An 11528-nucleotide genomic window follows, 5' to 3' on the forward strand; every position below is an offset into this window, starting at 1 on the left:
CACCGCGCCTCCTGCGGTCGCCGCTCAGTAGTCGATGCGGCCCCGGCGGTCGTGGAACTCGCCGGTCGGGCCGTCGGGCCCGAGCAGGGCGAGGGCGACGGTGGCGTCCGTGCCCTCGGTGACGGTCTGGTGGCCGCCGTGACCGTTGAAGTCGGTGGCGGTGTAGCCCGGGTCGCTGACGTTCACGCGGAAGGTCGGCAGGTTCTTGGCGTACTGCACGGTCAGCGCGATCACGGCCGCCTTCGACGACGCGTAGGGCACCGCGGCGACGGGGTACTCGTCGTGGCCCTCCGTGCTCAGCCAGCGCGGCCAGCCGACGCCCGAGGCGACGTTGACGATCACGGGACGGTCGGAGCGGCGCAGCAGCGGCAACGCGGCCTGGGTGACGCGGACGAGCCCGACGACGTTGACGTCGAGCACCTCCTGCATCGTCTCGGGGGTGAGGTCGTCGACGCCGAACGACGAGCCGAGCACGCCCGCGTTGTTGACGAGGACGTCGAGCTCGGGCAGGGAGGCGAGCGCCGCGTCGACGCTCGCCTGGTCGGTGACGTCGAGCTGTACCGCATGGGTGCCGAGAGCCCGGACGGCGTCGCCCGAGTCGAGGTCGCGCATGCCGGCGTAGACGGTGTGGCCCGCCTCGAGCAGGCGGCGGGCGGTCTCGAGGCCGAGGCTCTTGTTGGCCCCGGTGATGAGTGTGGTGGTCATGGGTCCATGCTGCGCCCGACCCCTGACCGACACCCAGGCCCCGCACGACGGGAGGACTGCCGGTACCACCCTCGCGCGACCGGGCCGGGAGAGGATGGGCGCATGAGCGAGTTCGCGGATGTCTTGCGGTCGTGGCGTGACCGGGTCAGCCCCGCCGACGTGGGACTGCCGACAGGGGCGGGACGCCGCACGACGGGCCTGCGCCGCGAAGAGCTCGCGGCGCTCGCCGGGGTGAGCGTCGACTACGTCGTCCGCCTCGAGCAAGGGCGGGCGACCAACCCGTCACCGCAGATGCTCCGCGCCCTGGCGGTCGCCCTGCGCCTGAGCGACGACGAACGCGACCACCTCTACCGCTCGGCCGGCGCCGCGCCTCCGTCGGCCGGGGTCGTCCCGCGGCACGTGGGGCCCGGCGTGCAACGCATCGTCGACCGGCTCGGCGACGTGCCCCTGGCCGTCTTCTCGGCGACCCACGACATCCTGCTGTGGAACCCGCTCTGGGCCGCGGTGAACGGCGACCCGTCGCGCCTCGTCGGGCTCGAGCGCAACCTCGTCTGGCGGCACTTCACGTCGGGCCACGCGGGCACCGACTTCGACGCGCAGCACGAAGAGGACTTCGCGAGCGACCTCGCCGCCGACCTGCGGGCGGCCGTGGGGCGCTACCCGTCGGACCGCTCGCTCGACCACCTCGTGTCGCGCCTGCTCGAGACGTCGCCCGAGTTCGCGCGCCGCTGGGCCGAGGCCAAGGTGGCCGAGCACCGGGCCAGCCGCAAGACGGTGACGAACACGCCGGCCGGCCCGATCACGATCGACTGCGACGTGCTGACCGCACCCGGCGACCTGCGTATCGTCGTCTACACCGTCGCGCCCGGCTCCGACGACGAGGCGCGACTCGACCTGCTGCGCGTCACCGGGCTGCAGTCGATGGCGGCGACGCCGGTCTCCTGATGCCTCGGCCCGGCCGACCGCGGCGGCCGTGGCGGCCGTGGCGCGGTCAGCGCTCCCCGGCCGCTTGCCGGGCCGCTTGCCGGGCCGCTTCCCGGGCCGCGCGAGCCCGCGCCTTGATCGCGGCGATGACCTCGGTCTTGGCGTCGGCGTAGTCGTTCATGTCGTCCCAGCGGCGGCCGAGCAGGTCGCGCTTGACGCTCGCGTAGAGCTCGCGGTCGGCGGAGTCGGTGCGGAGGTGGTCGCGCAGCAGCAGGTACCCGTCGATCGCGTCGGCTCCCTGCTCGTAGACGTGCACGTGCACGCTGCGCTCGGGCGTCCGCACGAGCCGGTGCCCGGGTTCGCGCACCCGCAGCTCGTAGCCCGCGGCGAGCAACGGCTCGAGGTAGTCCTCCTCGGCGGTGATGTCGGGCACCGCGACCACGACGTCGACGATCGGCTTGGCGGCCAGGCCGGGCACCGACGTCGAGCCGATGTGTTCGACGTCGGCCGCGATGCCCGACGGCGCGAGGGCCTCGACGATGCGGCGTCGGTGCTCCACGAACACCGAGGGCCAGCGCTCGTCGTACTCGTGCAACGAGACATGGACGGCTTCGGCACCGCCCACGATCTCGGTGGCCGTGACGTCGGGTCGGCGGGGGGTCCGGTCGGGAGGCATCAGGAGATCCTGCCAGACGTCCTCACCCCTGGCGGGTGTTCCACCGCGGGTCCTTCTTGTTGATGACGTAGACCCGGCCGCGGCGGCGAACGACCTGCGAGCCGGGGATGGCCTTGAGTGCCTTGAGCGAGTTGCGGACCTTCATGGGTGCCTCCTGGTGTCGGTGTGGTGGTGTCGGTTGTTAGTGAGAACCATTATCACCTAGCGTGGGGGCATGACCGAATCGACCCGCGCCTCCTCGTCCCCACGCCACCGGGGCGTCGTCCTCGTGACGGGGCAGAGCCCCACGGTGGTGGACCGGGTGGCCGACCGGCTGGCCGGGTCGACCAGCCGTCGGGTGGACTCGGGTCCCGACGTGCACGACGCCGCCGACGCCGTGCACCGGCTCGCGCTCGACCTCGCCCACGACCGGCAGCCCATCAACGTCGTCGCCCCCCTCGCGGCCGGGACGCCGAGCCGCGCCACCGGGCTGCTGCTCGGCTCCCTGCTCGACTCGTCCCTGGGTCGGCCCGACGGGCGGTCGCTGCTGCAGCACGTCGTCTCGGTCGTCAGCGCGGTCGACCTGGCCGACCTCGTGCTCGGAGGCGTCGACGACCGCTTCCTCGCCGCCGAGCACGTCATCGACCTCGTCGAGTACGCGACCGTGATCGTCCTGGTCGACACGGCCGCCGTACCCGCGCGCGACCTGCGGACGATCCGCCGGTTGCTCGCACGACTGGCGCCGGAGAGCCGCGTGACGAGCGTCGACGCCGTGCGACGCGAGACCCTCGAGAGCCCGGGAGGCGCGGCCCAGCTCGGTGGCGCCGCCGGCTGGATGCAGGCCCTCTCGGAGCACACCCCCGACCTCGACCACGACGGGGTGGTCACGACCTACGCCTACCGGGACGAACGCCCGTTCCACCCCGGCCGCCTCGCCGTGGCGGTCGAGCACACCTTCGCCCCGGGCGCCGTCGGTACGGTGCTGCGCTCCCGCGGGTTCACGCAGTTCGCGACGCGCTGCGACCGTGTCGGCTCGTGGTCGAGCGTCGGACAGATGCTGAGCCTCGACCCGACCTCGAGCCCGTCGTGGCACCCCGACTCGCCACACGGCCAGCAGATCGCCTTCTTCGGTCTCGACCTCGACGTCGCGACGATCCGTCGAGAGCTCGACGCGTGCCTCCTGACCGACGACGAGCTGCTGGGCGACCCCGCCGGCTGGCGCGACTTCGCCGACCCGTTCCCGGTGTGGAGCGGGCCGGGGGCCGGGCCGGGGCACCGGCACTAGGTTCAAGGGACGGCTCGCGGCGAGGAGAGGGGTGGCGATGGAGTTCACGTTCGACGCCGACCTGTGGCGGTGGGAGAGCCGGCGGGCCTTCTACACGTTCGTCAGCCTGCCGCCCGACGTCGAGGACCAGGTCCTGATGGTGGCCGGCGACCTGCTGCGCGGCTGGGGGTCCGTCCGGGTGGAGGCGCGGGTCGGCTCGTCGACGTTCGCCACGTCGGTCTTCCCCCTCGGTGACGAGAACGCCTACGCGCTGCCCGTGAAGCGGGCCGTGCGCGACGCCGAGGGCGTCGGGGTCGGCGACACCGTCGCCGTGAGGTTGCGCCTCCTCGACTTCTGAGCGGTCACGGAGGCCTTGACGGCGCTCCGGGACGGGTCCACTGTGTGGCTCACCACTCGTGGACCGTTCGAAGGAGAACCCCGTGCCCATGATCTTCGTCAACCTGCCCGTGACCGACCTCGACCGGGCGAAGTCGTTCTACACGGCGCTCGGGTTCACGATCAACCCGCTCTTCACCGACGAGAACGCCGCCTGCGTGGTCGTGGACGAGGGCCACAGCGCGTTCATGATCCTCACGCGCGACTTCTTCCAGACCTTCACCGACCTGCCCATCGGCGACCCGACCGCCGCGGCCTCGGTCGCCACGGCCGTCATGCTCGACTCACGCGACGAGGTCGATACGACGGTCACGGCCGGCCTCGGTGCCGGAGGGACGGAGGCGCGCGCGGCGACCGACTACGGCTTCATGTACCAGCGCCAGCTCACCGACCCGGACGGCAACATCCTGGAGTTCGGCTGGATGGAACCGGCCGCCGCCGAACAGGGCCCCGAGGCCTACGCCCAGCAGCAGGGCGCCGACCCGCAGGTCGGCGACCCGCAGGGCGCCTGACGATCGAGTGGGCAGAAGTCGTCCTTCGTGCGACCGGGAAGGACGTTTCCTGCCCTCTCGACGTCGTGACGCCGTGCGCGAAGGCCGAGGATGGCTCATGATGGCGGCGTGGGCACACTGCGCTACGGCGCCGAGGCGATCTCGATGGACGACCGGACCCTCGGTCACGTCCAACGCGCGGTGGCGGGCAAGCTGCGCAACGGCGAGGGCTTCCTGTTGACCTGGCGGCTGGGCCCCGACGAGGGCTCGGGCCGTCTGAGCCTCTGGTGCGCTCCGGGCATCCCGCTGGTGTTCCGGTACGACGAGCCCGTCGGTGCGATCGACTCGTCCGTGGTGCGGGCCCTCGTCACGACGAGCTACGAGGGCCGCGGGCACCTCGACGCCACCGCCCTCGCGCCGACGCCGCCCCGCGCGACGGACTGACCGGTCACCCGGTCACGCGGTCGCCCGGTCGCTTGGTCCGACCGGTCGCTCAGCGGGCGAGCGTGTCGCGCGGGTACTCGTCGAAGCGTTCGGCGTAGGCGCCGGCGAAGCGGCCGAAGTTGCCGAAGCCCCAGCGCCGGGCGACGTCGGACACGCGGGTCTCGTTCGGCGCCGCCGCGAGCAGGTCGTCCCGGACGCGGTCGAGCCGCACCTGCCGCAGGTACGCCGCGGGCGACGTGCCGAGGTGCTCCTTCATCGACGTCTGCAGGGTGCGGGTGTGCATGCCCGACGCCTCGGCGATGTCGGCGGGGGTGATCGGTTCGGCGGCGTGTGCGTGGATGTACTCGACCGCGTGCCGGACGCGGGCGGCCTCCTGCGTGCGCAGGCCGACCGGCACGTCGACGGCCCGCCACGGGAAGAGGTCGAGCATGGCCCGGGCGAGGGCGAGCTGGGCCTCGAGCCGCACGAGGGGGGACGCCTGCTCGGCCACGACGGCCGCGGCGCTCGAGCCGACGGCGGCGCGCCAGGCCGCGACCGCCTCGGGCCGCGGGGTGACCGCGTAGTCGAACACGATGCGCTGCGACGGTCCGCCGTGGCGTTCGGCGGCGGTCTGCTCGAGGAACGCGCTGCCGACCTGCACCATGCTGTTCGTCCGCGGGGTCGACTCGAACGAGAAGGCCTCTTCCGCCGGCATGAGGAACGGCGTGGAGCCCTCGCTCGTGAAGGTGTGGCCGCGCTGGTGGAGCGTGGTGCGACCGCTGCGGTTCCACGCGACGATGTACTGCCCCGGGAAGGGGATCTCGCCCTGCATCGGGGCGGCGAACGACGAGGTCTGCAGCACGAGACGGTGGTCGCCGGCGAGCACGTACGAGTACTCGAAGGGGGTGCCGCCCGGCTGGGCCCGGAAACGCCGGCCCCGGTAGTGCGTCTCGAGTCGGCGGGTCGCCTCGCGCAGGTCGGTGCCGCCGTCCTGCACGCGCCGGTAGGTCGACGCGGTGCCGCCCGTGAGGTCGACGGGGTGCGAGGTGACGCCGCCCGTGGGGTCCGGTTCTCCGTCGGGCTCGCTGACGTAGAAGCTCGGCATGGTGGTCCTCTCGATCCGTCGTCCTGCTGCACCGCCGCGGTGAAGGGCGGCACACGATGGAGACGATGCCCGAGGGCGAAACGTCACGAAATCGTCGGACTCTCCCGTTCTTCGGTGCGGCGGGACGCGGCGACGGGGCTCGAGGTGCCCCCAGTCCGCGGGCCGACGGCGGGCGGGCCGGGGGCCGCGCGGCGAGCCGTGCGCAGCCCCGGACGACGAAGGAGGCGCGGTGCCGTCGCGCCGCGCCTCCTCTTCCCCGGGGTGGTCGCGTCAGTCGGCCGTGGCCACCGCGATCTCGTTCGGCGTCACGTCGAGTTCGCGCGACGACAGCACCTCGCCGGTGCTCAGGTCGACCGCGTGCACGCTGTTCGTGGCCGGCTCGGTGACGTAGCCGACGTCACCCGCGACGACGATCGCGGGGTGGGCGTCCTGCCACTCGGCCGGGCCCTCCCAGGGGGCGACGACGGGCCACGAGGCCGTGAGCTCGCCCGTCGCGGGGTCGAGCACGTGCACGGCGCCGTCGGTGCCGATCAGGTACGCGAGGTCGCCCGGGCCGCGGGCCACGCCACGGAAGGTGTACTCGACGCCCTCGGGCAGGTCGACCACGTCGAGGGTGTCGGCGGCGGTGTCGATCAGGGTGACGGCGTGCAGCAGGTAGCCCTCGGCGTCGGGGTCGTCCTTGTGGTCGCCGACGACGATCGGGCTGGTCTCGCTCACCCACGCGTTGCCCATGCGGCCGTAGGGCTGCGAGGGGGAGTCGAGCTTGGTGATCGTGCCGTCGTGGTAGACCAGCGCGCCGTCCTCGCAGCCGAACACGACGGCCTCGTCGGCCGCGGTGCCCTCGCCGTGGACGCCCGGGCACTCGTCGCTCTGCGCGACGACCGTGCCGTCGGCTTCGCGGACCTCGATGCCCGTGCGGCCGTCGGAGTCGCCGACCGTCGTCAGGAAGGTGCCGTCCTCGAGCACGACCGAGACGCCGTGGTGCGGCTCGACGCCCTCGATCGTCTCGACCGCGGGCAGCTCGTCGTCCGCGACCGCGGCCGTCAGGTCGGCGGACTCGAACACGGTGGTGTCGCTCGTTCCGTCGGCGTAGAGGATCGTCTTGCCGCCGTGGCGGACGACGTGGCCCGCGGTGTCGGCGTCGAAGACGAGGTCGGTCAGGGCGGCTTCGTCCGAGCTGCCCGCCGCGGTGTCGAGCACCTGGAAGCCTTCGCTCGTCGTCACCATGACGTGGCGGCCGTCGCCGGCGGGGTTCAGACGGGTGAACTCCTCGGAGTCGAACTCGCCGACGGTCTCGAGGGTCTCGCCGTCGAGCACGGTGACGCGGCCCTCGGACGAGACCGCGAGGCGGGGGCCGGACGAGGAGGCGCCGGTCGCGTCGGTGCCGTCGGTCGCGGTGCCGGGTCCGCCGGTCGAGCAGGCGACGAGGGTCGCGGTGATGCCGAGGGCGAGCAGCGTGCCGCCGGTTCGTCGCAGGTGGGGGGTGCGCATGGGTGTTCCTCTTTCTGGGGGGTGGTGGGCGCTCAGGGCGAGAGCCCGGTGGCGATGCGCTCGGTGTCGACGCGCATCATGGTCAGGTAGTCGGGGGCGTCGCCGTCGGCCGCGGTGAGCGACTCGGTGAACAGCTCGACGACGTCGACGTGGACGTCCGCCTCGCTCGCCAGGGCCTGCACCAGACGGTCGGGCGACGACGACTCGGCGAACACGGTCGGGACGCCCGTCGTCTCGACGGCGTCGACCAGGTCGGCGAGGTCGGAGGCCGACGGCGCCGCGAGCGTCGTCCCGCCGGGGATCACGGCCCCGACGACGTCGAAGTCGAAGCGGTCGGCGAGGTAGCCGAAGACGTGGTGGTTCGTCACGAGCGCGCGTCGTTCGGCCGGGATCGCGGCGAACGCCGTGGTCATCTCGGCGTCGAGCCGGTCGAGCTCGGCCCGGTAGTCGGCGGTGCGCGCGGTGAGGGCCGCGCTGTCGACGCCGTCGACCTCGGCGAGTGCCGGCTCGAGGTCGTCGACGACGTCGAGCATGCGTCCGGGATCGGTCCAGAAGTGCGGGTCGGGGGTGCCGGCGGCGTCGCCCTCGCGGTAGTCGAGCACGTCGATCACGTCGGCCGCGACGAACGAGGGCACGCCGGCGTCGACCGCCGCGTCGAGGTGCTGCTGCAGCCCCTCCTCGAGGCCGAGGCCGTTCGAGACGACGAGGTCGGCCGCCCGCATCCGCGCCGCCTGCTGCGCCGAGATCTCGAACGAGTGCGGGTCGGCGTCCGGCTTCATCAGGGTGACGACCTCGGCCTGGTCGCCGACGAGTTCGCCGACGACGTCGCCGAGGATGTTCGTCGACACGAAGACGACGGGGCGGTCGTCGCCGGTGGGCGCGCAGCCGGTCAGGGCCAGCACGGCCGCGACGGTCACGGCGGCGATGCGGGCCGCGGTGCGGGCGGTGGTGGGTCGGGCGCTGGCGAGCCCGGTCCGGTGGCGGACCGTCGACGGTGCCCTCATCGCCCGGTCTCCGCGACGAAGGCCGGCTCGGTGGCCGTCTCGAAGCTGCGGGCGATCCGGGCGCCGTCGGCGGGGTCGATCTCGTACAGCCGCCCTTCGACCGGGGCCGAGAGGTACGCGCGTTGCTGGTCGGCGATCAGCGTCGGCGTGCGGCCCGCGGCGAGCGAGTCCGCGACGAGCGGCGCGGTCTCGGCGACCACCTGGCCGGTGGTGCCGTCGAGGACGAGCACCCGGCCGTCCTGCGCGAGGGCCAGGAGGCGCTGGTCGGCGTCGTCCACGGCGGTCACCGTGACCAGCGGCGTCGGTGCCGGCAGCAGCGTCCAGGCCCGGGCCCGGGTGTCGAGCAGCCAGACGCCCTCGGAGCCGGCGAGTCCCGCCACGGTGGGTCGCCCCTCCCGGTTGTCGAACGCGGTGGCCGGGGCCGCCGTGCCTCCCGACGACAGGGCCGTGCCGGCCGGGTAGGGGATGTGCTCGACGACGAGCTCGTCGTCGTCGACGGTCGCGAGCAGCGCGCCGTCCGAGCAGCCGACGACGGCCCCGACGCGGGTGGTGATCGTGCCGGAGGCGTCCGGGCAGGCCTCGCGCAGGCCCGTCTCGTCGCCGTCGGCGGTGTGTCCGACGAGCGTCGTCGCCTCGCCGCGACCCTCGGTCACCAGGGCGTACGACCCCACGGGCACGACGAGGCCGGCACCGGGTTCGCCGTCGAGGCGGAACCGTTCCCGCAGCTCGCCCCGCGACAGCGCCTCGGTGTCGAGGAGCACGGCGTCGCCCGAGCCGGCGAAGTGCACGCCCGTCGAGCCCGAGGTCGAGAGGTTCGTGGTCGCGACGGTCACCGGGCCGTCGCCCTCGACCGTGCCGAGGAGGCGCGGGTCGGCCCGGTAGTAGTGGAAGTGGTCCACGTGGTCCCACGTCCAGACCCCGCTGTCGACGATCTCGAGGCCGCGAGGTGTCTCGGCGAACAGGTACCGCCCGTCGGTCTCCACGGCGGTCGGGGCCTCGACCGAGCCGAGCTCGACGACGCTCTCGTCGAGCAGGTCGAGGTGGGCGACCGTGCCCGACGGGTCGATCGTGGTGAGGCCGAGGCGGGGTTCGGCGAGTTCCTCGGCACCGGCGACGGCGCCGTGGCCCTCGCCGGTGGTGTCGCTCGAGTCGGTCGACGACTCCCGGCCGGCGCCGTCACCACCCGGGGAGGTGCCGGTCGAACAGGCGGTCAGCCCGAGGGCGAGCGTGCCGAGCAGGCAGGTCGAGAGGAGGGGGGATCGCATGCGGTCCTTCCGGGTGGGCGTGGGCGTGGGCGTGGGTGGGGGTGGGGGAGTGCGGGCTGGTCAGGAGGTGCGGGTCACGACGGGTGCCGTGTTCGCGGACTCCGGGGCGGCGGTGTCGACCCGTCGCTTCCGGCGGCGGCCCACGGCGGCGTGGCCGACGCCCGACAGGGCGGCGAACGCGATGGCCGTCGCCGCGATCGAGGCCCCGGCGGCCGTGGCGGCGTGCCACGAGACGAGCAACCCGACGGCGACGGCGAGCACGCCGATCGCTGCGGAGAGGACCATCCGCGTGGGCAGGCGCGTCGTCCAGTGGCCCGCGGCGACGGCCGGCGCGAGCAGCAGCCCGACGACGAGCAGCGACCCGACGGCCTGGTACGAGGCGACGACGGCGAGCGTGACCAGGCCCACGAGCACGGCCTGGGCCGAGCGCGGACCGAGCCCCAGCACGGCGGCCAGCCGCGGGTCGAGGGCGAGGGCCAGCAGGGGGCGGTGGAAGGCGGCGGCGAGGCCGACGCCGACGATCGTCGCGCCGGCGAGCAGGCCGAGGTCCGTGGAGGTGATCGCGAGGACGTCGCCGAACAGGATCGACGTGGCGTCGGTCGCGAAGCTGCCCGAGTGCGAGATGACGACGACGCCGAGTGCGAGCATCGCGACGAAGAGCAGGCCGATGCTCGTGTCGTACGACAGGCGACCGCGTCGTTGCAGCGCCGCGACGCCCAGGCTCATGACGACGGCGCTGAGCGCCCCGCCGACGAGGACGGGAGCCCCGAGCACGGTCGCGAGGGCGACGCCGGGCAGCATGCCGTGCGCGAGCGCCTCGCCGAGGAAGGCCATGCCGCGCACCACGACCCACGTGCCGACGACCCCGCAGAGGACCGCGACGAGGCCGCCGCCGACGAGGGCGCGCTGGACGAAGTCGAGCGAGAACGGCTCGAGGACGGCGGTGGAGAGGAAGGGCACGAGACACGACCGTAGCTGAGAATGAGAACGCTTATCAACTACAGTGGTCGCATGACGACGAACACCGCCGCCGCTCGCACGACCCTGGCGCGCCTCCTGGGGGTGGGCGTCTCGTTCGGTGAGCGCACGGCCCTGGCCGACGTCGACCTCGACGTGCCCGCCGGTGTCGTCACGGTGGTGGCGGGGCCGAACGGGGCCGGCAAGTCGACGCTGCTCGAGGTGGTCGCGGGCGTCCGGCAGCCGACGTCGGGCACGCGGTCGGTGGCCGCGACGATCGCGTTCGTCCCGCAGCGCACGTCGATCCCGGACGGCCTCCCGGTCACCGTGCGCGACGTCGTGACGGTCGGTGCCTGGGGTCGCGTGGGCCGGTGGCGTCCCCTCGACCGTCGGGCCCGCGCGGCCGTCGACGAGGCGCTCGAGCGCCTGGACGTCGCCGACCTCGCGCCGCGACCGTTCGCCGCGCTCTCAGGGGGTCAGCGGCAGCGCGCGCTCCTCGCCCACGGGCTGGCGCGCGGGGCCGACCTGCTGCTGCTCGACGAGCCCACGACCGGGCTCGACGCGGTGAGCGCCGAACGCATCCGGGTGACGCTGCTCGACGAGGCGGCCCGGGGCACGGCCGTCCTCGGTGTCTCGCACGATCCGCTGCTGCTCGACGCGGCACACCGCGTCGTCCGGCTCGAGGCCGGTCGCGTCGTGTGAGGCGGAGGTGGAGTCGAGGGCCGCCGTCGCCCGGGCCCCGCACGACGATGAACCCCGTTTCGAACGATGAACCCGGAAGCTTCCGGGTGCATCGTTCGAAACGGGGTTCGTGGGGCGTCGTGCCTCAGTCGTGCCTCAGTCGTGCC

At 73.7% G+C, this 11528-nt stretch carries 14 protein-coding genes; 6 read left to right on the forward strand and 8 right to left on the reverse strand.

Going from position 1 to position 11528, the window contains the following annotated elements; genetic code table 11:
• Positions 1–24 precede the first annotated feature (24 nt).
• Positions 25–705 carry an SDR family NAD(P)-dependent oxidoreductase gene (locus BIV04_RS04930; protein WP_071254847.1) on the reverse strand — a complete coding sequence of 227 codons (681 nt, stop codon included), beginning with the start codon at positions 703–705 and terminating at the stop codon, positions 25–27.
• A gap of 102 nt (positions 706–807) precedes the next feature.
• Between BIV04_RS04930 and BIV04_RS04935 the strand changes: the two genes are divergently transcribed.
• Positions 808–1650: a helix-turn-helix transcriptional regulator gene (locus tag BIV04_RS04935; RefSeq protein ID WP_071254849.1), complete on the forward strand. Its 843-nt coding sequence runs from the start codon at positions 808–810 to the stop codon at positions 1648–1650.
• 46 nt (positions 1651–1696) lie between these two features.
• Here the strand turns inward: BIV04_RS04935 and BIV04_RS04940 are convergent, their stop codons facing one another.
• Both BIV04_RS04940 and ykgO read right to left on the reverse strand, forming a co-directional pair.
• Positions 1697–2305, reverse strand: a complete 609-nt coding sequence (locus BIV04_RS04940; RefSeq protein WP_071254852.1) for a GrpB family protein — start codon at positions 2303–2305, stop codon at positions 1697–1699.
• A gap of 22 nt (positions 2306–2327) precedes the next feature.
• Complete coding sequence (gene ykgO, locus BIV04_RS04945) at positions 2328–2450, reverse strand: type B 50S ribosomal protein L36 (protein WP_055970826.1); 123 nt, start codon at positions 2448–2450, stop codon at positions 2328–2330.
• Between the two features lie 69 nt (positions 2451–2519).
• On the opposite strand from ykgO, the gene BIV04_RS04950 reads away from it, so the two are divergent.
• The 4 genes from BIV04_RS04950 to BIV04_RS04965 all read left to right on the forward strand — a co-directional run bounded on the left by BIV04_RS04950 (position 2520) and on the right by BIV04_RS04965 (position 4879).
• A complete protein-coding gene (locus BIV04_RS04950) occupies positions 2520–3569 on the forward strand; it encodes a GTP-binding protein (RefSeq protein ID WP_071254854.1) in 1050 nt (349 codons plus the stop codon).
• A 37-nt stretch (positions 3570–3606) separates the two neighbouring features.
• A complete protein-coding gene (locus BIV04_RS04955; protein WP_071254856.1) occupies positions 3607–3906 on the forward strand; it encodes a DUF1905 domain-containing protein in 300 nt (99 codons plus the stop codon).
• A gap of 82 nt (positions 3907–3988) precedes the next feature.
• Positions 3989–4456: a VOC family protein gene (locus tag BIV04_RS04960; protein WP_143048568.1), complete on the forward strand. Its 468-nt coding sequence runs from the start codon at positions 3989–3991 to the stop codon at positions 4454–4456.
• Between the two features lie 108 nt (positions 4457–4564).
• A complete protein-coding gene (locus BIV04_RS04965; protein ID WP_083396166.1) occupies positions 4565–4879 on the forward strand; it encodes a hypothetical protein in 315 nt (104 codons plus the stop codon).
• 49 nt (positions 4880–4928) lie between these two features.
• On the opposite strand, the gene BIV04_RS04970 is transcribed toward BIV04_RS04965, so the two are convergent.
• The 5 genes from BIV04_RS04970 to aztB all read right to left on the reverse strand — a co-directional run bounded on the left by BIV04_RS04970 (position 4929) and on the right by aztB (position 10683).
• Positions 4929–5963 carry a helix-turn-helix transcriptional regulator gene (locus BIV04_RS04970; protein WP_071254861.1) on the reverse strand — a complete coding sequence of 345 codons (1035 nt, stop codon included), beginning with the start codon at positions 5961–5963 and terminating at the stop codon, positions 4929–4931.
• Between the two features lie 270 nt (positions 5964–6233).
• Complete coding sequence (gene aztD, locus BIV04_RS04975; protein ID WP_071254864.1) at positions 6234–7454, reverse strand: zinc metallochaperone AztD; 1221 nt, start codon at positions 7452–7454, stop codon at positions 6234–6236.
• A 32-nt stretch (positions 7455–7486) separates the two neighbouring features.
• Entirely contained in the window at positions 7487–8458 is a 972-nt protein-coding gene (gene aztC / locus BIV04_RS04980) for a zinc ABC transporter substrate-binding protein AztC (RefSeq protein ID WP_083396167.1), read from the reverse strand.
• Positions 8455–9723, reverse strand: coding sequence for an ABC transporter (locus BIV04_RS04985; protein WP_071254867.1), 1269 nt, complete (start codon positions 9721–9723; stop codon positions 8455–8457). The genes aztC and BIV04_RS04985 overlap by 4 nt, the downstream gene beginning before the upstream one ends.
• A gap of 60 nt (positions 9724–9783) precedes the next feature.
• Positions 9784–10683 carry a zinc ABC transporter permease AztB gene (gene aztB, locus BIV04_RS04990; protein WP_071254870.1) on the reverse strand — a complete coding sequence of 300 codons (900 nt, stop codon included), beginning with the start codon at positions 10681–10683 and terminating at the stop codon, positions 9784–9786.
• 51 nt (positions 10684–10734) lie between these two features.
• On the opposite strand from aztB, the gene aztA reads away from it, so the two are divergent.
• Positions 10735–11382: a zinc ABC transporter ATP-binding protein AztA gene (gene aztA, locus BIV04_RS04995; protein ID WP_071254873.1), complete on the forward strand. Its 648-nt coding sequence runs from the start codon at positions 10735–10737 to the stop codon at positions 11380–11382.
• Positions 11383–11528: the final 146 nt, after the last annotated feature.

This window comes from Frigoribacterium sp. MCBA15_019, assembly GCF_001864945.1.
In the GTDB taxonomy this organism is placed as follows: domain Bacteria; phylum Actinomycetota; class Actinomycetes; order Actinomycetales; family Microbacteriaceae; genus Frigoribacterium.